Genomic DNA, 19108 nt, shown 5'->3' with positions numbered 1-19108 from the left:
GGGGTGACCACCCCGGATCAGGGTCGGGTTCGGGGTGGTCACCGATGTGCCGGAGCCGGAGAACGGCGAGTCTTGGTGCATGACGAACAACGTGCTCAACGACGCGACAGCCCAGGTCAAGAAGCTGCGTAGGAGTCGCAGCGACAAGATGCTCGCCGGCGTCTGCGGCGGCGTCGCCAAGATGATCGGGGTGGACGCCGCGATCCTGCGGATCATCCTCGTGGCGGCGACGCTGCTCGGGTTCGGCACCGGAGCCCTCCTGTACGTCGCCGCCTGGATCCTCATGCCCGAGGAAGACGCCGCGATGTGATCACCGTGGAAAACCGGGCACACCGGGTAGTCGCTGCCAGGGGTGGGGACCGTTGAGGGGCCGGTACTCCACCCCCAGGGCGTCGAGCCTGGGGAGGTGGTGCTCCCGCAGCCGCCGCACGAACCCGGGATCCTTCTCCGCCGGGGACCACACGACCTCGGCGAACGCGGCCAGCCTCGGGAACGCCGCGTAGTCCACCCGCCGGGCCGAGTCGAGGTGCTCGGTCCAGATGTTCGCCTGCGCGCCCAGCAGCCGTCCGGGTTCCTCGCCCGTGAGCCCTTCGGGCACCGGCTCCCACGCGTAGACGTCCTCCAGCGTCGTCACCGTTCCCACCGGAATCGGTTCGCCGGGCGAATCCGACTGCCGGTAGTCCAGGTAGACGTGCTGCTCAGGGCACATGACCACGTCGTGCCCCTCGCCCAGCGCCGTGATGCCGCCCTCGACGCCGCGCCACGACGCGACGACCGTGCCGGCAGGCAGCGGACGGGCGTCCAGGACCTCGTCCCACCCGTACGGCCGCCGGCCCTTGCTGACGATGTGCTCCGCGACGGCCCGGACCAGCACGCCGTCCTCGTGGCCGGGCGCTTCATCGCCGCCGAGCCCGATGATCTCCGCGGGGAAGACGTCCATCAGCTCGTCGAACACGTTCCGGTAGAAGTCCACTGTGGACTCGTCGGTGTTGAGCACGCGTTCGTTGACGCCCCAGTCGGTCCAGACGCCACCGCCGTGCACGCCCAGTTCCGGGTAGGCCGCGATCGCCGCCTGCGAGTGACCGGGGATGTCGATCTCCGGAACCACCGTGACGTGCCGCGCCCGTGCGTACTCGACGATCTCCCGCAGGTCTTCCTGCGTGTAGAAACCGCCGTGCGGACGGCCTTTCATGCCCGCGGAACGCCGGTCGCCGAACCGCGAGTCCTCCCGCCACGACCCGACCTCGGTGAGCTTCGGGTAGCGCTTCACCTCGAAGCGCCAGCCCTGGTCGTCGGTGAGGTGCAGGTGCAGGACGTTGAGCTTGTGCACCGACAGCAGCTCGACGTACCGCAGCACCTCCCGCTTGGGCAGGAAGTGCCGCGAGACGTCCAGCATCACGCCACGCCACTGGAACCGCGGGTAGTCGACGATCTCGCACGCGGGGATGACCGACGGTTTCTCCCCCGCGGCCCGGAACGCCTGGGCGCCGAGCAGCTGCCGCAACGTCTGCAGCGCGTTCATCTCGCCGGCCGCGTCGCTGGCCTCGATCAGCACACCGTCGTCGGACGAGAGCAGCCGGTAGCCGCCGGGAGGACCGTCGACGAGGACGGTCTCCCAGCCCTTGTACGCGCAGAGCCTTCCACCGTCCACGTAGGACACCGGGCGTGGCAGCAGGTTCATCCCTTCACCGCCCCCGCGAGCCCGGACACGAGCCGGCGCTGCACGAGCACGAAGAAGATCAGCACAGGGATGGTCATCAGGGTGGAGCCCGCCATGATCGCGCCCCAATCGTTCTGGTCGGGTTTGACGAACACCTGGAGAGCCAGCGGCAGGGTCTGGTTCTCCACGGCCGAGATGATGAACGTCTTGGCGAACAGGAAGTCGTTCCAGGCGTGGATGAACGACAGCACCGACGTCGCCACCAGGCCGGGCGCGACGAGCGGGAACAGCACCTGCCACAGGAACCGGAACCGCGAGGCGCCGTCCAGGGTGGCGGCCTCCTCCAGCTCCACCGGCACCGCGGCGACGAAGCCCCGCAGCATCCAGATCGCGAACGGCAGGCTGAAAGCCAGGTGCACCAGCACGAGCGAGCCGAGGTGGTTCAGGCCGAAGACCGGAACGCTGTCACCGACGGACCGCATCAGGAAGAACAGCGGCACGGTCAACGCCTCGACCGGCACCATCTGCACCACCAGCAGCATGATCAGCAACGTCGTGCGGCTGCGGAACCGGAAGCGGGTCAGCGCGGTCGCCGCGAGGAACGAGATCAGGATGCTCAGGGCGACCACGATCAACGCGACGATGATGCTGTTCATGAAGTAGCGCCCGAAGTTCGCGACGGTCAGCGCCCGCGTGAAGCTGTCGAGCGTCGGCCGCGTCGTCCAGGGCACCGGGTCGGCCGAGATGATCTCGTCCTCCGGCTTGAACGCGGACAGCACCATCCAGAACAGCGGGAACGCGACCACCGCGGCGATGATGAGGACGAAGCCCTCGGTCAGCCAGCGCCTCACAGGACCTCCCCCGACCGCCGCAGCGCGCGGAGGTAGAACATCGTGATTCCCAGCAGCAGCACGGTCATCACGACACCGATGGCCGCGCCCAGGCCGTACTCCGACGCCGCGAACGCCTGCTGGTAGGCGTAGACGTTGAGGACGAGGTTGCGTCCGGCGATGCCGCCGCCGTTCGTCATCACGTAGATCTGCGTGAAGACCTTGAAGTCCCAGATGATCGACTGGATCGTCACCACGAGGATGATCGGCTTCAGCAGCGGGAGCGTGACGCTCCACGCCGTGCGGAACGCCGACGCGCCGTCCAGTGCCGCGGCCTCCAGCACCTCGCCCGGGATCGCCTTGATGCCCGCGAAGAGCGTCACCATGACGAACGGGAACGAGCACCAGATCACCTGTGCGGCGACGAGTCCGAACGCCGTCCACTTGTCGAACGTCCAGGAGAAGCCCTGGATGCCCAGGACCTCGTTCACGAACCCGAAGTTCGCGTCGAACAGGAAGAGCCAGATCGTCGAGCCGGCGACGGCGGGCGTGGACCACGCGCCGAGCGCCGCCAGGAACAACGTCATCCGGACCCAGGTGCGGACCCTCGTGGCGAGGATCGCGAGAAAAGCGCCCACTAGCAACGTGCCGACCACGCAGACCGCCGCGAACGCGACGGTCTGCCCGAGCACACCCCAGAACTGCTGGTTGCCCAGCAGGTTCTGGTAGTTCCCGAGACCGAGGAACTCGAGCGGCGCGCCGCCGCTGACCTGTTCCTGGCCGTAGTCGTAGAGCGAGATGAGCACCAGCTGGTAGATCGGGTAGGCCAGCAGGCCTCCGAGGACCAGCAGCGCTGGAGCCAGGTAGGCGAACGCGGTCCGCCCCTGGCCTTTGGCGGTCATGCTCACGACGTGAAGGCCGCGTTCATCGTCTTGGCGGCGTCGGCGGTGGCCGTGTCGACGTTCTTCGCGCCGGTGACGATCTCCTGGAGCATCGTCGGCACCACGGTCTGCGCCTCGATCTTCGCCCACGCCGGCGTGACGGGGACGAACTTCGTGCCGGCCTGCAGGGTCTTCGTGAACGGCTCCAGGAACTTGTCGGACTCCGCGACCTGCTTCTGCACGTCGGTGAACGTCGGCAGGTTGCCCATCGCCGCGTACATCTTCTGCTGGTACTTCTTCGACGCGAGCAGCTGCGTGAACTCGGTGGCGAGCGTCTTGCGCTGCGTGCCCTTCATGACGCCGAGGAGGTTGCCACCGGCGAACGCGGGAGCGATCGAGTCCTTGGTCTTGCCGGGCAGCGGCACGACGCCGTACTTGCCGGCCGCGCTGGAGGCGTCGACGGACTTGCGGTTGAAGTCGCCGCCGATGGTCATCGCGGCCTTGCCCGCGCGGAACGCCTCGACGCTCGCGTCACCGCCGTTGCCCGCGCAGGTGGCGGGCGGGCAGATGTCGTCCTTGATCAGCTCGGTGTACTTGGCGACACCGGCCCTGGACTCGGCGCTGTCGATCGCGGCGGTGAACTTGCCACCGTCGGACTTGGCGATGTCCCCGCCCTGCGCCCAGATGAAGGGCAGCGCGGCGAACAGGTACTTGCCACCGGCGGAGATGCCGATCAGTTCCGGCTTCTTCTGCCGGATCTCACGGGCGAGCGGCGCGATCTCGTCCAGCGTCGCCGGCGGCTTGAGGCCGAGTTCGGTGAACACGTCCGTGCGGTAGTACAGCGCGCGCACGCCGACGAACCACGGCACGCCGTACGTCTTGCCGTCGACCTTGGCCGTGTCGAGGATCGTCGGGACCAGGTCCTTCGACTCGTCCCACTTGCTCAGGTCGAGCTCCGAGAAGCCGCCAGCGGAGACGTAGCCCGCGAGGTCGGTGTTGCCGAACTCGGCGACGTCCGGGGCGCTCTTCGGGTCGCTGAAGGCGGCCTTGAAGCGTTCCGCCCGGCTGGACACCTGGATGTACTGCACGTCGACGGTGACGCCGCTGTGCTTGCCCTGGAACTCCGAGATCGCCTCCTTGACCACGGCCTCCTTGGGGCCGCGGTTGACCTCGTCGAACAGCCAGACCCGCAGCTGTCCCGTCTGCTCGTCCGTGCCCGAGCTCGTCGGACCTGACTGCACCGGTGCGCAGGCGACCACCGCGCCCACGCCCAGCACGGCCACAAGTGCCTTCAGCCTCATCGCGCCCTCCGCATTGCATATAGTGCAACAGCCATTTCACATTGAGCAACGTGACTGTAGAACGGCGAAGGGCAAGGGTCTAGACCAGACGATTGACCCATTCCCGAACTGATGCCGAATCGACCGGTGAGTCCCATCCGGACGGACGAACGGCGCTACCAACGTGAAATCCGTTCACGCCCGCGGCCAGCAGTTCCGGAACGTGCCGGGCCTGCAGCCCGCCGCCGACGAGCAGTGCGGGCGGGGCCTGGGTGACGAGTTTCTTCAGGTTCTCGATGCCGTCCTCGACACCCTTCGCACTGCCCGCGGCGAGCACGGTGTCGCACCCGAGGGTCTGCACGGTCGCCCAGGACCGGAAGACGTCGTGGGAGTTGTCGAGCGCGCGGTGGAAGGTCCAGGCGCATCCCGCCAGTTCGGCGGCGAGGTTGAGCGTGACGCCCTCGTCGATCTCGCCTTCGGCGTCGAGGAAGCCGAGGACGAACTCGGTGGCGCCCGCCTCCCTGAGCTCGGCCGCCCTCCGGCGCAACTCCTTCAGGTCGGCGGGCGCGAACCCCTTGGCGTCCCTGAGCATCACGCGCACGGGGATGTCGACGGCCGCGAGGACCTCCTTGAAGGTGGCGACCGACGGCGTGAGGCCGTCCGAGGCCATGTCGGCGACCAGTTCGAGCCGGTCGGCGCCGCCGGCCTGTGCGGCCTCGGCGTCCTGCGCGTCCAGTGCGATCACTTCGAGAATCGGCATGGTCTAGACCATAACGGTCTTCGGCATGTGCTTTCGTGAATCGGGAGCGCACGGGCCGTCCGGCGCGTCAGAGGCTGTATCTGCTCGCCTGCATCCCGCTCTTCCTTGATGAGCGCTTTGTTCAGGCGTGGAGCACGCGTCAGCCGGTTCGAGGGGTGCCGGCCGGCGTGAGCTCCCACCACTGGCGGCCCGTGACTCGGAGGGGGATTCACGGGCCGCTGGCATACCCGGAGGAAGATGAGGGTCATCCTGGCGGTGATACTGCTCCAATCGAGTGAATTTGGTATCTACCGCCCAGTTAGCCCTTCATGAGTTGGCGGACGGCGCTGACAGGGCGGCCGATCGGAGGTGCTGCATGGACGAGCTGCACACGGCGGATGACCGTCCGCCGTGGGACGGGCTTGAAGGCACCGAACGGCACGCGGTCTGCGTGGCGGCGGCACGCGAGGGCAACCGCCACGCGCTGGACGTCCTGGTGACAGAACTGACCCCGCTGCTGTGGCACGTGGCGCGCGGTCAGGGCCTCGACCGAGCCGCCGCGGAGGATGTCGTGCAGACCGTGTGGCTCGCGTTCTTGAAGAACATCGAGAACATCAACGAGCCGAAAGCCCTGGTCGGGTACCTGGTTGTCACGACGAGGCGTGAAGCACGCCGAACCTGGACACCCAACAAGCGGGAAACCCACCTGTCCGACGAATACGCCGAACAGCTCGAGTCCGACACCGGCCTCCCCGAGGACGTGACGCTTCTGGACGACCGCGACCGCCGCCTGTGGCTCGCGTTCGGCCGCCTGACCACCAGGTGCCAGGAACTGCTGCGACTCACCGTGCTCGCGGGCCGCGCCGAGTACCGGGCAGTCGCCGAGGCACTGGCCATGCCCCACGGCAGCATCGGTCCGACCAGGGGACGGTGTCTGACTCTGCTGCGCAACTACCTGGAGACGGAAGGAGGATCGCGGTGAACGAGATCGACCCGCGCGACGACCGCAGGGGCCCCGAGGACACCGCAGTCCTCTCCGAACTGAACAGGCTGGTCGACGAACTGGACCCGCCGCCCGCCGACCTGGTGGACCGCGTGAAGTTCGCGATCGCCCTGGAGTCCCTCGACGTCGAGGTCGCCCGCTGGGAACGCGCCGGCTCGTTCGCCGGTGTCCGGGGCGGGCAGACCGGCACGATCACCTTCACCGTGGACAACCTGACGTTGATGGTGAACTTCACCTCGACCGGGTCACGGCACCGGATCGACGGGTGGCTGGTGCCGGCCGGGGAGCACGAGGTCGAGGTCCGGGTGGCCGATCACCAGTCGTCCTGCACCCGGGCTGATGACGGTGGGCGGTTCGTGTTGCCCGACGTGCCGGCTGGGACGACTCAGATCCTGGTGCATTTGGTGAATTCACGCGGGGAGCCTGGGCGGACTGTCGTCACGCCCACGATCATGCTTTGAGTTTTCTGGTTCTTACGGCGGCTTTGAGGCGGATTACTGGGGTTCTGGGGTTTTTCACGGGCTTACTCGCGTTGGTTCGCCGTGTTTTCAGCGGGGTGGTCGCTTGCCGTGCGGGTGGTCACCTTGCGCAGGTGGTTGGACGGGTGCTGACCAGCAGGGTCGATTCATCGCCGCTTCGCGACGATTGCGCGGTCGGTTCACCGCTCAGGAAACGTCCGACTCCTGCCAGTCGACACATGTTGGACGCTCACCGGTCTGACGGAACTCCTCCAGCGCCTCGAGGATTCGGGCGATCGGGAGCGCCGAATTCGCCGGGAACGGCGTCTTCGTGTCGGTGTCGACGTACAACGTCGGTGGGTCAGCCGTTGGCTCGTCGCCACGCGTGGCGTACACGCCGGTCGAATCGTCCCCGTCCGCGGGCGATTCCCAGGACTGGGGCCGACCTGCTCCAGGGCCGCCGCCACCTCATCAGGCTTGGCGACCACCCGGTTCAACTCGGCGGAGACCTCATCGAACGACACCATGAGCACCCCTGCCCACAGCATCGCAGTCGCTCACCCGAAGTCCGGAACAGCCGAAAGGCCCGGCTCGCCGAAGCGAACCGGGCCTTTCAGAGGTGAAGCGTTGCGGACGGACTCAGAAGTCCATGCCGCCGGCGTCCGGCGCGGCGGGCGCGGCGTTCTTCTCCGGCTTGTCCGCGACGACGGCTTCCGTCGTCAGGAACAGCGCGGCGATGGACGCGGCGTTCTGCAGCGCGGAGCGCGTGACCTTGGCCGGGTCGATGATGCCGGCCTTGATCAGGTCCTTGTACTCGCCGGTCGCGGCGTCCAGGCCCTCGCCCGAGGGGAGGGACTTGACGCGCTCGACCACGACGCCGCCTTCGAGGCCGGCGTTGATGGCGATCTGCTTCAGCGGCGCCTCGACGGCGACCTTGACGATGTTGGCACCGGTGGCCTCGTCGCCCGTGAGCTTCAGGCCCGCGAAGGCGACCTCGGCGGCCTGGAGCAGCGCGACGCCACCACCGGCGACGATGCCCTCCTCGACGGCGGCCTTGGCGTTGCGGACCGCGTCTTCGATGCGGTGCTTGCGCTCCTTGAGCTCGACCTCGGTGGCCGCGCCCGCCTTGATGACGGCGACGCCGCCGGCGAGCTTGGCGAGGCGCTCCTGGAGCTTCTCGCGGTCGTAGTCGGAGTCCGACTTCTCGATCTCGGCGCGGATCTGGTTGACGCGACCCTGGATCTGGTCGGCGTCACCGGCACCCTCGACGATGGTCGTCTCGTCCTTGGTGACGACGACCTTGCGGGCCTTGCCCAGCAGCGAGATGTCGGCGTTCTCCAGCTTCAGGCCGACGTCCTCGGTGATGACCTGGCCACCGGTGAGGGTGGCGATGTCCTGGAGGATGGCCTTGCGGCGGTCACCGAAGCCGGGCGCCTTGACGGCGACGGACTTGAAGGTGCCACGGATCTTGTTGACGACCAGGGTCGCCAGGGCCTCGCCCTCGACGTCCTCCGAGATGATCAGCAGCGGCTTGCCGCCCTGCATGACCTTCTCGAGGAGCGGGAGCAGGTCCTTGACCGTGGAGATCTTGGAGCCGAACAGCAGGATGTACGGGTCCTCGAGGGTCGCTTCCTGACGCTCGGGGTCGGTCACGAAGTAACCGGAGATGTAACCCTTGTCGAAGCGCATGCCTTCGGTGAGCTCGAGCTCGAGACCGAGGGTGTTGCTCTCCTCGACGGTGATGACGCCTTCCTTGCCGACCTTGTCCATCGCCTCGGCGATGAGCTCGCCGATCGTGGGGTCAGCGGCGGAGATGGACGCGGTAGCAGCGATCTGCTCCTTCGTCTCGATCTCCTGGGCGTTCTTCAGCAGCTGCTCGGCAATGGCCTCGACGGCCTGCTCGATGCCGCGCTTGAGGCCGAGCGGGTTCGCGCCCGCGGCCACGTTGCGCAGGCCCTCGCGAACCAGAGCCTGTGCGAGCACGGTCGCGGTGGTGGTGCCGTCACCCGCGACGTCGTCGGTCTTCTTCGCGACCTCCTTGACCAGCTCGGCCCCGATCTTCTCCCACGGGTCCTCGAGCTCGATCTCCTTCGCGATGGAGACGCCATCGTTGGTGATGGTCGGCGCGCCCCACTTCTTCTCGAGCACGACGTTGCGGCCCTTCGGGCCGAGCGTCACCTTGACGGCGTCAGCGAGGATGTTCATCCCGCGCTCGAGACCGCGACGGGCTTCCTCGTCGAACGCAATCATCTTGGCCATTGCGGTGTGTTCCTCCGCCTATGTGGATTCTGGGCCACTGCGGGCACACGCCCACAGCGGAACACGATTCGCGTGGCCAGGCTCGGTGCCCGCGACGGACGACCCCGGAGGGCCTCACCAGTCCTAGCCTCACTACTTGGCACTCGATGGTGCCGAGTGCTAGTTCGTGTTTAGCACTCGGCACGGTCGAGTGCAAGCGGCTCCGGACGACTCGCAGGCGACTCTCAGCGTGATGTGCGCACCGGCACAGAGGTCGGCAGCGGCTTGTTCGAGGTCGTCTCGTCGCCGATGTTCAGCGACGGGGCCGAGCTCGTCTTGGGCTGCCGGGCGGGCTCGTCACCAGGCGAGAGGATGACCACCACGATGATGATCACCACGATCGCCACCGCGGCCGCGACGACCGGCGCGAACCACGCGGGACGTTCCTTCTTGCCGGACGACGTGAACGCGCTCACGCCCACCTGGTTCGGCGGGCGCAGCCGGACCGGGTCCTGCAACTGCTGCTGGTAGCCGCCCTGGTACTGCCCCTGCTGCTGCGCCGGCATCGGCCCGGAGACCGGCGCCTGAGCGGGGAACGAGCCGGACTGCGGCCCGAGTTGAGCGGGAGCCGAGCCCTGCGCGACCCCGGCGAGAGCGACACGGGCGGCGTTGATGAGCTCGGCGCAGTTCGCGTACCGCTGCGACGGGTCCTTCGAGGTGCCCTTGCGGATCACGTCGTCGATCGCCGGCGGCAGCGCCACGAGGTGCGACAACGCCGGGACGACGTTGCTGAGGTGGCCCGCGATGACCTCCTGCACGCCGCCCTGGAACGGGGGACGGCCGGAGAGGCAGGCGAAGAGCATGCAGGCGAGCGCGTACTGGTCGGTGCGGCCGTCGACGGGCTCACCGCGCAGGTGCTCCGGCGCCGCGTAGGTCGGCGAGCCGAGGAAATCACCCGTTCGGGTGCGGTGGCCGGTGGCGCCGCGGCGGGTCAGGCCGAAGTCGGCGACGTAGACGTGCTCGCGCACGCCCTCCTTCTGGGTCACCAGCACGTTGGCCGGCTTCACGTCGAGGTGCACGAGGCCCTTGCCGTGCAGCATGTCGAGCGCTTCGGCCACCTGGGCGAGCAGCGACAACGTGCGCGCGGGGGTGAGCGGCCCCTCCTTGATGTGCCCGGACAGGTCCTGGCCGTCCACGAGCCGCATCGCGATGTAGAGCAGGCCGTCGACCTCGTCGAAGTCGTACAGCGGCACGATGTTCGCGTGGTCGATCGCGGACGTGTTGCGCGCCTCGTCGACGAACCGCTCGCGGAACTCCGCGTCGGGCGCCAAGTGCTCACCGATGACCTTGAGCGCGACCTTCCGGCCCAGTCTCACGTCCGTGGCCCGGTACGTCACGCTCATGCCACCGCGACCCAGCACACCGTCGATCCGGTAATGGGCGATTCGCCGTCCGCTCAGGTCCTCCGACACGCGAGGCAGCCTAACGTCCGGCCGGATCGGCGTGCCGGGGGTTGGCCCAAGCTGTGATCAGGTCGGTTCTAACTGGCGCGGCGCACGTCCGAGGCCTGGCTGCGCCCGTCCCGTCCGGCCTGCACCTCGAACTCCACCCGGTCGCCCTCTGAGAGCGTCCGGAAGCCTTCCATCTGGATCGCCGAGTAGTGCACGAACACGTCGGGCCCGCCATCGGTTGCGATGAAGCCGTATCCCTTTTCGGAGTTGAACCACTTGACGGTACCGAGAGCCAAGACGTCCTCCTTCAGATCACGCATCTCACGCAAAGCGCAGAACGCAACGCTAAAGAAAGAAATCTCACGCGGATACCTCCTTACGGAGTCATGAACGAGGGCTGACTCCGTTGGCGCGCAACCAGGTGGTGAGCCGGCGGGGACCGCGTGCCTGGGTCAGCACGGCACCGGGACCGGCGAAGTCGAACACCAGGCCCTCACCTGTCTGAATGGATTGCACGCCATCAGGTGCGGAGGGCCGAAGACGGCATTGCACGGTGTCCGCGAACGCCACGACGTGATCGCTGCTGACGGTCACCGCTTCGCCCGCTTCCAGCGTCACGAGGTCGAGTGCGCCGTAGCAGGCGAGCACCACCGCGCCCTGGCCGTGCGCGTAGTTCATGAATCCCTCTGCGCCCCCGAAGATCGCCTGCATCGGCGGCGCCCCGGGGTTCATCGCGACGGTGCTGCTCGACGCGATCCAGCTGTGCCGGGCGAGGCACCAGCCGTGCGTCCCGTCGAGTTCGATCTGGTGCAGGTCTCCGGGCAGCACGGGCGCCGCGTCGATCCAGCCGCCCTCCGCGCCCGCGGTGCACAGCGCGACGGCCTTGACGCCCGCGCCCTTCACCTCGACGACGAGCCCGTAGCTGGTGGCCGCGATGGTCAGCGGGTCGGCCAGCACCGCCTCGCCGGGTGCGAGCACGAGTCTCGCCACGCCGAACGTCGGTGTGTGCCTGGTCCGGACCTGCACTGACAACACCTCCGGGAGGAAAAGGGGCAAGTCGATCGTCACGATCACCGCGACGTTGGCAGTATGCAGTCGTGTCCCCCACCACTGTCGCCGAACACCGCCAGCGCGTCGCGGAGCTCGTCGGGTCGATGCCCGTGCTGCAGCTCCCGCTCGAGGAGTGCCTCGGGCTCGTGCTCGCCGCCGACGTCATCGCGCCGCTCGCCCTGCCGCCGTTCGACAACTCCGCGATGGACGGGTACGCCGTGCGGGCCGCGGACCTGGACCCGGACGGACCGGTCCGCCTCGTCGTGGCCGACGACATCCCGGCGGGCCGCACGGAGCTGAACCCGCTGGAGCCCGGCACGGTGCAGCGGATCATGACCGGCGCCCCGCTGCCTCCCGGCGCGGACGCGGTGGTCCAGGTCGAGTGGACCGACGGCGGCACCGAGACCGTGACGATCAACCGGGCCGTGCAGCCGGGCCAGAACATCCGGATCGGCGGCGACGACGTGCAGAAGGGTGACGCGGTGCTGGCCGCGGGCACCGTGCTGCGCCCGTCCACGCTCGGCCTCGCCTCCGCGCTCGGCCTGCCCGAACTGCCGGTGCGCCGCCGCCCGCGCGTGCTGGTCCTGTCGACGGGCTCCGAGCTGGTCGAACCGGGCAGGCCGCTGGAGCTCGGCCAGATCTACGAGTCGAACGGCATGATGCTCGCCTCCTCGGTGCGGGACGCGGGCGGCGTCGCCGTCCAGCTGCGGTTCGTGCCGGACGACGTCGAGGCGTTCCACCAGGCGCTGAAGCCGTACCTGGGCTCGGTGGACGTGATCATGACGTCCGGCGGGGTCAGCGCGGGTGCGTACGAGGTGGTCAAGGACGCCTTCGCGGACCACGACGTGCAGTTCACCAAGGTCGCGATGCAGCCGGGCGGGCCGCAGGGCTCCGGCCGCTACGAGGGCGTGCCGGTGCTGTCGCTGCCGGGCAACCCCGTGAGCGCGCAGGTGTCGTTCGAGGTGTTCGTGCGGCCGGCCCTGATGGCGTCCATGGGCCACAAGCAGACCGAACGCCCCACCGCGCGGGCGAGGATCACGACGGGGCTGACGTCTCCGGCGGGCAAGACGCAGTTCCGGCGCGGCCTGCACGACCCGTCGTCCGGCCAGGTCGTGACGCCGGTCGGCGGTCCGGGATCGCACCTGCTGTCGGCGCTCGCGCTGTCGAACTGCCTGATCGAGGTGCCCGAGGACGTGACCGAACTGGCTGCGGGGGCCGAGGTCACCGTGAGATACCTGCAATAAGCAGCAGAACGATCTGGGGGAAGCAGGAAATGAGAGCGGCGCTGGCACTGGTGATGCTCGCCGGGTTCTTCGTGCTCGGGGCGGGCATCGTCACGGCGTTGGGCGTGCTCGCGGCCGTCCTGTTCGACCGGGGACAGACCGAGGGCGGCTGGTGGCTCGTGGCGCTGGCGGTCCTGGTGGGCGCACCGATGCTGTACGCGGTCGCGGTGGCCCTCTGGGCGCGACCGCGGGCGGAGGGCGTCCCGCTGACCCGCGCGACGCACCCGGAGCTGTGGCGGCACGTCGACGAGCTCGCGGCGATCGCGGGCACCCGCAGCCCGGACGAGCTCCGGCTCGTCGACAAGGCGAACGCGGGTGTGTGGGAACGCCGGGGCACCCGGTACATGGAGCTCGGCCTGCCGTGGCTGGCCGGGATGACGATCGGCGAACTGAGGTCGGTGCTCGCGCACGAGCTCGGCCACTACGGCGGCGGGCACACGCGGGTCTCCGCGCTCACCTCCCGCGCGCAGACCGCCCTCGGGCTGGTGTCGAGGACGGACACCGCCTTCGTCGGCGTCCTCTACGCGTGGGCGAAGCTGTACGCGCTGGCGGCGGCCTCGGAGAGCCGCAAGCACGAGCGCTTCGCCGACGAGGTGTCCGTGGCGGCGGCCGGCCGCGAGGCCTCGGTGCGGTCGTTGCTGCGCGGCGGCCCGCTGGGCGTCGCCTGGGAGGACTACAAGCGCTGGTACGTGTCGCTGGCCGTGCTGGCAGGGCGCACGCCTCCGTTGCTGGAGGGCTTCCGCGCCTACCTCGACCACCCGCGACGCGTGCACCAGCTGCGCGAGATCGAACCGCTGCTGGCCGCGCAGGAACCGTCGTCGGTGTTCAACAGCCACCCGCCGATCCGGGAACGGGTGGCCACCATCGCGCGGCAGTACCCGTGGACCGGCGGCGTCGCCGAGGCGATGGACGAGCGCTCGTCGTGGCCGTTGCTCGGCGGCACGCCACCGGAGGAGGTCGCGGCGCTGGTCGGCGTGCAGGGGCCGCCGATCACCTGGGAGGAGCTCGCCCCGCTGGCCGGGCCGGTGCTGGTCCGCCGCCACGCCGACCTGCTGCGGCACGCGGGCCGGGTGAGCAGGGTCGGCGAGACGGTCGCCGACGTGCTCAGGGCGTTGGAGGGCGCGCAGCTGCACAAGCTGACCGGAGCACCGGTGGACGCGTCGCTGACCCGGGACGAGGTGCACGAGGCCGCCGTCGACGCCGTGACGGAACTCTTCGGGTGCATGGTCGCTGACATGCTCGTATCCACTGACCGCGCGACGCTGGAACTCAACTGGGGCGGACTGTTCGTGCTGCGGATGCCGGACGGAGCTGCATTCTACCCGGAGGACCTGGTCGCGCCCGCCGTGCGGGACCCTGACCAGGTACCTGACGTGCGGTTCAGACTTCAGGCACTCGGCATCGACGGATTGTGACGGAACGCTCACCCAGCGACGTTGTTCACGCCATGTGACGGGGATTACACTGACCGCAGGTGCCGGTCGGCCCGTGCATTCGTCGGGGGATGCACGAGCCGACCGGCCACTTGTCTTTCCGGCAGTCCTGATGGGCGGTTTGGCGTGTTGCCGTAGCGTGATGCCGCCCGACAATCCACGGAAGCTACGGAACCCACAGACACGATGAGCAGCGAGAAGCCCGTCTCACACTTCCTCGAACTCGCGCGCGGCATGGTGCCGCCGATGCACCCGGCTGGGCGCCCGTTCGTCGCCGGTGCGGCGATCGCGACCCTCCTCGTCCGGCTGCGCTTCAAGCGCCTGGGCGTCGTCCTCGCGCTGGTCACGGCGTGGGTGGCGTGGTTCTTCCGCGAGCCGAAGCGCGTGACGCCGACCCGTCCGAACCTCGCCGTGGCCCCGGCCGACGGCACCGTCTCGCACGTGGTCGACGCCGTCCCGCCCGCCGAGCTCGGTCTCGGCTCCCAGCCGATGACGCGCGTGAGCGTGTTCCTCTCCGTCTTCGACGTGCACGTGCAGCGCGTGCCCGCGGACGGCGAGGTCGTCCAGGTCTCGTACCACCCCGGCAAGTTCCTCTCGGCCGACCTCGACAAGGCCTCCGAGGAGAACGAGCGCAACACCGTGTGGCTGCGCACCGTCGACGGCCACGACCTCGTCGTCGTGCAGATCGCCGGCCTGGTCGCGCGCCGCATCGTGTGCGAGGTCGCCGAGGGCGAGAAGGTCACCGCCGGCCAGACCTACGGCCTGATCCGCTTCGGTTCGCGCGTCGACCTCTACGTCCCGCGTGGCAGCCGTGTCCTGGTCGAGGCCGGCCAGCGCACGATCGGCGGCGAGACCGTTCTCGCCGAACTCCCGGAGGCCTGATGGCGCCCAGCGGGCCCGGCGTTCGCCTGCTGCCGAACGCGATCACGGTCCTGGCCATGTGCTCGGGCCTGTCCGCAGTGCACTTCGCGAACGTCGGCATGTGGGGCGCGGCCATCGCCGCGATCGCGGCAGCGGCCGTGTTCGACGGCCTGGACGGCCGCATCGCCCGCATGCTGGACGCGACGTCGAAGATGGGCGCGGAGCTCGACTCGCTGGCCGACGCCATCTCGTTCGGCGTCGCGCCCGCACTCGCGGTCTACCTCTGGAAGTTCGAGGGCAGCCGCGCGGGCTGGGTCATCGCGCTGATCTTCGCGGTCTGCATGGTGGTCCGCCTGGCCCGCTTCAACACGCTGCTGGAGAAGGAACAACCGCCGTTCGCGAAGGAGTTCTTCGTCGGCGTCCCCGCTCCGGCAGGCGGCCTGTTGCTGCTGCTCCCCCTCATCATCGAGGAGCAGGTGCGCACCGACGGCTGGTGGAACAGCCCGATCGTCGTCGGCGTCTGGACCGTCGTGGTCGCGATGCTGCTGGTGTCGCGCATCCCGACGCTCTCCGTGAAGACCGTGAAGGTGCCGCCGCGCGCGGTCGCACCTCTGCTGGTCCTCATCGGACTGCTGGCCGCGGCGATCATCACCTACCCGCTGGTGGCACTGATCATCGCGATGGTCGTGTACCTCGCGCACCTGCCGTACTCGGTGCGCCGGTACATGTGGCTGTCCAAGCACCCCGAGGCGTGGACCGTCACGGGCGCAGACCGCCGCGCCATCAAGCGCGCGCACGGCGTCGCCGCACGCCGTCTCGGCCTGCGTCAGCCGTTGCACGGTCGCGTCGCCGGTGCCGCCATGCGCGCGGTGCGCCGGCCACGGCGTGACGCCTCCACCGCTGCGGCGGCGGAAGGTGCGGCGCCCAGCGCCAACGGGCGCCGCCGTTCGTGGCGTCAGCTGGGACTCAGGCGCCAGCCGAAGCGTTGAGACAGACGGTGAAGGCCCCCGAACACGTCACGTGTTCGGGGGCCTTCGCCGTTGTGGCACCACGTTCCCGCTACGCGTCGAGCCGAAAGATTCGATCATCGCGCCTCGAAGCCCTCCGCCAGCTGGGCTCGGTGCACAGCCGAAATCGCGCCTTCTTCGAAACCGATGGCCTCGTCCGCCTCCTGCGGCAGCAGCCACGCCCGCAGCTCCGCGTAGTCGGTGGTGGGCGGGACGTCGACCGCGATCAGGCTTCCGAACTGGCTCAAGGTCGCGATGGTGCACCCGGCTTCGCGGAGCCTGGTCTCGACCGCCTCCCGGTGATCGTCCGACATGAAGACCACGCGGACGGTCGAGTGGTCGGACTCGGACACGACACCGTCGAAGACGAGTTCCCTGCGCTCGTGATCGGGACGAGCCGAGATCAGGTCGCCGAACGCGATGCCGCGCGCGAAGAACGGCGTGTTCAGCACCTTCAGCTGCGACTTGCCGGTCTTCTCCGCCCACATCCGTTCGATCAGGACAGGAGGCCAGTCCCCCTCGTCCTGAAGGTCGAAGGCCACCTTGAACAGGGAACCGCCGTTCTCCGAAACAGGAATCTCCCCAGGCTCGCTCACGGCCGCATCTTAGGGTCGCGGAGGAACTAGAGTCGTCGTCGTGATCACGCTGACGGCTCGCCTGTCCCCGTCCGCACTGGACACCCGGCGCGGCGTAGTCCGCCTCCACCCGGAGGTGCTCGACGCCCTGGGCCTGCGCGCCTGGGACGCGGTGAAGCTGACCGGTGCCCGCGTGAGCGCCGCCCTGGCCGCGGCCGGCGACCAACCGCCCGGCGTCGTCCTGGTCGACGACGTCACGCTCACCAACCTGGGCGTGGTCGAGGGCTCGGAGATCGTCGTGGCCCCCGTCCAGGTCACGGCCGCGCGCTCGATCACCGTCGCGGGCTCCCGCCTGGCCACCACGGCCCTCACGCCGGAACACGTGCGCATGGCGTTGACGGGCAAGGTGCTCACCGTCGGCGACAACGTCTCGCTGCTCCCCCAGGACCTCGCGCCGCCGCCCGGCGCCAACGTCTCCGAGACGCGCCGCAAGCTGTCCAACGCCATCGGCATGACGTGGACCAACGAACTCATCACCATCACCTCGACCGACCCGGCGGGTCCGGTGGCCGTGCAGCCGTCGAGCGTCGTGGGCTGGCGCTCAGCGCAGGCCCCCGCGGCCGAGGTGACCCCGGTCGTGGTGCAGGAGAAGCACGAGGCACTCTCCGTCGCCGACCTGGTGGGCCAGCGCGACCAGGCCCGCCGCCTCACCGAGTGGCTGGAACTGATGTTCCGCCAGCCCGACCTCCTCACGAAGCTGGGCGCCTCCGCAAGGCTGGCCGCAATGGTCAGCGGCCCGGAAGGCGTAGGCAAGGCAACGCTCGTCCGCGCGGTGGCCCGTCAACTGGACGCCTCGCTGGTAGAACTGGCCGCCCCGAGCATCGCCGTCCTGGAACCGGGCGCAATGGCCAAACAGCTGGGCGACGCGATCTCAGGTGTCCCGGAACAGCCCACGGTCCTGCTCCTGACCGACATCGACGCCCTGCTGCCCACCACCCCGCCCCCGGTGGCCACCGTCGTCCTGGACATCCTCCGCACGGCGATCTCCCGCCCGAACCTCGCCCTGGTGGTCACCTCGGCAAGGGCAGAATCAGTGGACGCCCGCCTACGAGCCCCAGACCTCGTGGACCGCGAACTGACCCTCCCCCTCCCGGACACAGCGGGCAGAACAGAACTCCTGCGCGTACTGCTCCGCGACGTCCCCCTGGAGTCCGATGTGGACTTCGGCGAGGTGGCCGCCCGCACCCCGGGCTTCGTGGCGGCAGACCTTTGCGCCCTACGCCGAGAGGCAGCAGTACGAGCAGCCCTGCGCCAACGCGAGGTGGCAGAACCCCGAGTGGGCCAGGAAGACCTGCTGGGAGCCCTGAACACAGTCCGCCCGATCTCCATGTCGGCCTCGGACACAGTCCAGACCGGCGGCCTCACGCTGGACGACGTGGGCGACATGAAGGAGGTCAAGCAGGCCCTCACCGAGGCAGCGCTCTGGCCCCTGCGCTACCCGGACTCCTTCGCCCGCCTGGGAGTAGAACCCCCACGAGGCGTCCTGCTCTACGGCCCACCGGGATGCGGCAAGACGTTCCTGGTCCGAGCCCTGGCAGGCTCAGGCCAGCTGAACGTCCTGACCGTCAAGGGCGCAGAACTGATGGACAAGTTCGTAGGCGAGTCGGAACGAGCGGTACGAGAACTCTTCCGCAGAGCAGCAGACGCAGCACCAGCCCTGATCTTCCTGGACGAGGTGGACGCCCTCGCCCCACGCCGAGGCCAGTCATCAGACTCAGGCGTAGCAGACCGGGTAGTAGCCGCCCTCCTGACGGAACTGGACGGCGTAGAACCCCTCCGCGACGTAGTGGTGATCGCCGCAACGAACCGCCCAGAGCTGATCGACCCGGCCCTGCTCCGCCCAGGCCGCCTGGAACGCCTCGTCTACGTGCCACCACCAGACGCAGAGGCCCGCACAGAAATCCTCAAGGCCTCATCCCGCAACACACCACTGTCAGAAGACGTGGACCTGGCCACCCTGGCAGGCGAACTGGACATGTACTCAGCGGCAGACTGCGCAGCCCTAGTACGAGAAGCAGCACTGACGGCAATGCGGGAATCCCTGGAAGCAGCAGAAGTAACACAAGCCCACCTGGCAAAAGCACGAACCGTAGTGCGCCCATCCCTGGACCCAGCCCAACTGGTGTCACTAGCCGCATACGCAGCAAACAGAAGCAAGACCTAACAACACGCGAAGCCGAAGGCGAGCCGTCCCTACCAGAAGGCAAGGGCGGTGGGGTCCCGTCACGAGAGTAGGGGGCCCCCCCCCCAACCCCCCCCGAAAAAAAACCCCCCGCCCCCCCCAAAAACCGGCCCAAAA

At 68.9% G+C, this 19108-nt stretch carries 18 protein-coding genes and 1 pseudogene; 8 read left to right on the top strand and 11 right to left on the bottom strand.

Going from position 1 to position 19108, the window contains the following annotated elements; all coding sequences use genetic code 11:
• Positions 1-79: 79 nt before the first annotated feature.
• The gene (locus tag AB0M48_RS24000) at positions 80-310 is read left to right on the top strand and encodes a PspC domain-containing protein (protein WP_030480632.1); all 231 of its coding nucleotides are present in this window, start codon (positions 80-82) and stop codon (positions 308-310) included.
• On the opposite strand, the gene AB0M48_RS23995 is transcribed toward AB0M48_RS24000, so the two are convergent.
• The 5 genes from AB0M48_RS23995 to AB0M48_RS23975 form a co-directional block, all read right to left on the bottom strand.
• Positions 311-1681: a beta-N-acetylhexosaminidase gene (locus AB0M48_RS23995; protein WP_363845866.1), complete on the bottom strand. Its 1371-nt coding sequence runs from the start codon at positions 1679-1681 to the stop codon at positions 311-313.
• A complete protein-coding gene (locus AB0M48_RS23990) occupies positions 1678-2511 on the bottom strand; it encodes a carbohydrate ABC transporter permease (protein ID WP_245777631.1) in 834 nt (277 codons plus the stop codon). The genes AB0M48_RS23995 and AB0M48_RS23990 overlap by 4 nt, the downstream gene beginning before the upstream one ends.
• Positions 2508-3392 carry a sugar ABC transporter permease gene (locus AB0M48_RS23985; protein ID WP_266041987.1) on the bottom strand — a complete coding sequence of 295 codons (885 nt, stop codon included), beginning with the start codon at positions 3390-3392 and terminating at the stop codon, positions 2508-2510. The genes AB0M48_RS23990 and AB0M48_RS23985 overlap by 4 nt, the downstream gene beginning before the upstream one ends.
• A 2-nt stretch (positions 3393-3394) precedes the next feature.
• Entirely contained in the window at positions 3395-4672 is a 1278-nt protein-coding gene (locus tag AB0M48_RS23980) for an extracellular solute-binding protein (RefSeq protein ID WP_363845864.1), read from the bottom strand.
• A gap of 79 nt (positions 4673-4751) precedes the next feature.
• Positions 4752-5411: a copper homeostasis protein CutC gene (locus AB0M48_RS23975; protein WP_363845862.1), complete on the bottom strand. Its 660-nt coding sequence runs from the start codon at positions 5409-5411 to the stop codon at positions 4752-4754.
• Between the two features lie 355 nt (positions 5412-5766).
• On the opposite strand from AB0M48_RS23975, the gene AB0M48_RS23970 reads away from it, so the two are divergent.
• Together AB0M48_RS23970 and AB0M48_RS23965 are read left to right on the top strand one after the other, a co-directional pair.
• The gene (locus AB0M48_RS23970; protein WP_030480626.1) at positions 5767-6372 is read left to right on the top strand and encodes a sigma-70 family RNA polymerase sigma factor; all 606 of its coding nucleotides are present in this window, start codon (positions 5767-5769) and stop codon (positions 6370-6372) included.
• Positions 6369-6854 carry a hypothetical protein gene (locus tag AB0M48_RS23965; protein ID WP_030480625.1) on the top strand — a complete coding sequence of 162 codons (486 nt, stop codon included), beginning with the start codon at positions 6369-6371 and terminating at the stop codon, positions 6852-6854. The genes AB0M48_RS23970 and AB0M48_RS23965 overlap by 4 nt, the downstream gene beginning before the upstream one ends.
• Positions 6855-7058: 204 nt before the next feature.
• On the opposite strand, the pseudogene AB0M48_RS23960 reads toward AB0M48_RS23965, so the two are convergent.
• The 5 genes and pseudogenes from AB0M48_RS23960 to AB0M48_RS23940 form a co-directional block, all read right to left on the bottom strand.
• A pseudogene (locus AB0M48_RS23960) lies at positions 7059-7253 on the bottom strand (Imm1 family immunity protein); the annotation flags it as partial.
• A 237-nt stretch (positions 7254-7490) separates the two neighbouring features.
• Positions 7491-9110, bottom strand: coding sequence for a chaperonin GroEL (gene groL / locus AB0M48_RS23955; RefSeq protein ID WP_363845859.1), 1620 nt, complete (start codon positions 9108-9110; stop codon positions 7491-7493).
• A gap of 224 nt (positions 9111-9334) precedes the next feature.
• Complete coding sequence (locus AB0M48_RS23950; protein WP_363845857.1) at positions 9335-10561, bottom strand: serine/threonine-protein kinase; 1227 nt, start codon at positions 10559-10561, stop codon at positions 9335-9337.
• A 68-nt stretch (positions 10562-10629) separates the two neighbouring features.
• The gene (locus tag AB0M48_RS23945) at positions 10630-10836 is read right to left on the bottom strand and encodes a cold-shock protein (protein ID WP_090014840.1); all 207 of its coding nucleotides are present in this window, start codon (positions 10834-10836) and stop codon (positions 10630-10632) included.
• An 88-nt stretch (positions 10837-10924) separates the two neighbouring features.
• Positions 10925-11566, bottom strand: a complete 642-nt coding sequence (locus AB0M48_RS23940) for an AIM24 family protein (RefSeq protein WP_363845855.1) — start codon at positions 11564-11566, stop codon at positions 10925-10927.
• Between the two features lie 71 nt (positions 11567-11637).
• Between AB0M48_RS23940 and glp the strand changes: the two genes are divergently transcribed.
• The 4 genes from glp to pssA all read left to right on the top strand — a co-directional run bounded on the left by glp (position 11638) and on the right by pssA (position 16156).
• Positions 11638-12834 carry a gephyrin-like molybdotransferase Glp gene (gene glp / locus AB0M48_RS23935; RefSeq protein WP_363845853.1) on the top strand — a complete coding sequence of 399 codons (1197 nt, stop codon included), beginning with the start codon at positions 11638-11640 and terminating at the stop codon, positions 12832-12834.
• Between the two features lie 29 nt (positions 12835-12863).
• Positions 12864-14288 carry a M48 family metallopeptidase gene (locus tag AB0M48_RS23930; protein ID WP_363845851.1) on the top strand — a complete coding sequence of 475 codons (1425 nt, stop codon included), beginning with the start codon at positions 12864-12866 and terminating at the stop codon, positions 14286-14288.
• 204 nt (positions 14289-14492) lie between these two features.
• On the top strand, positions 14493-15188 hold the full coding sequence (locus AB0M48_RS23925) for a phosphatidylserine decarboxylase (RefSeq protein ID WP_089908648.1): 696 nt from the start codon (positions 14493-14495) through the stop codon (positions 15186-15188).
• Entirely contained in the window at positions 15188-16156 is a 969-nt protein-coding gene (gene pssA, locus AB0M48_RS23920; protein ID WP_363845849.1) for a CDP-diacylglycerol--serine O-phosphatidyltransferase, read from the top strand. The genes AB0M48_RS23925 and pssA overlap by 1 nt, the downstream gene beginning before the upstream one ends.
• Positions 16157-16251: 95 nt before the next feature.
• On the opposite strand, the gene AB0M48_RS23915 is transcribed toward pssA, so the two are convergent.
• Complete coding sequence (locus AB0M48_RS23915; protein WP_363845847.1) at positions 16252-16770, bottom strand: DUF4265 domain-containing protein; 519 nt, start codon at positions 16768-16770, stop codon at positions 16252-16254.
• A 40-nt stretch (positions 16771-16810) separates the two neighbouring features.
• Between AB0M48_RS23915 and AB0M48_RS23910 the strand changes: the two genes are divergently transcribed.
• Positions 16811-18973, top strand: coding sequence for an AAA family ATPase (locus AB0M48_RS23910; RefSeq protein ID WP_363845845.1), 2163 nt, complete (start codon positions 16811-16813; stop codon positions 18971-18973).
• Positions 18974-19108: the final 135 nt, after the last annotated feature.

This window comes from Lentzea sp. NPDC051208, from assembly GCF_040682435.1.
Classification (GTDB): Bacteria; Actinomycetota; Actinomycetes; order Mycobacteriales; family Pseudonocardiaceae; genus Lentzea; species Lentzea kristufekii.
This window is presented reverse-complemented; position numbering and strand designations above follow the sequence as displayed.

Bases quoted from the DNA above. Each gene is read 5' to 3' on its own strand.
- AB0M48_RS24000 (WP_030480632.1), top strand. From the start codon at position 80: ATGACGAACAACGTGCTCAACGACGCGACAGCCCAGGTCAAGAAGCTG.
- AB0M48_RS23995 (WP_363845866.1), bottom strand. From the start codon at position 1,681: ATGAACCTGCTGCCACGCCCGGTGTCCTACGTGGACGGTGGAAGGCTC.
- AB0M48_RS23985 (WP_266041987.1), bottom strand. From the start codon at position 3,392: ATGACCGCCAAAGGCCAGGGGCGGACCGCGTTCGCCTACCTGGCTCCA.
- AB0M48_RS23980 (WP_363845864.1), bottom strand. From the start codon at position 4,672: ATGAGGCTGAAGGCACTTGTGGCCGTGCTGGGCGTGGGCGCGGTGGTC.
- AB0M48_RS23975 (WP_363845862.1), bottom strand. From the start codon at position 5,411: ATGCCGATTCTCGAAGTGATCGCACTGGACGCGCAGGACGCCGAGGCC.
- AB0M48_RS23970 (WP_030480626.1), top strand. From the start codon at position 5,767: ATGGACGAGCTGCACACGGCGGATGACCGTCCGCCGTGGGACGGGCTT.
- groL (WP_363845859.1), bottom strand. From the start codon at position 9,110: ATGGCCAAGATGATTGCGTTCGACGAGGAAGCCCGTCGCGGTCTCGAG.
- AB0M48_RS23930 (WP_363845851.1), top strand. From the start codon at position 12,864: ATGAGAGCGGCGCTGGCACTGGTGATGCTCGCCGGGTTCTTCGTGCTC.
- AB0M48_RS23925 (WP_089908648.1), top strand. From the start codon at position 14,493: ATGAGCAGCGAGAAGCCCGTCTCACACTTCCTCGAACTCGCGCGCGGC.
- pssA (WP_363845849.1), top strand. From the start codon at position 15,188: ATGGCGCCCAGCGGGCCCGGCGTTCGCCTGCTGCCGAACGCGATCACG.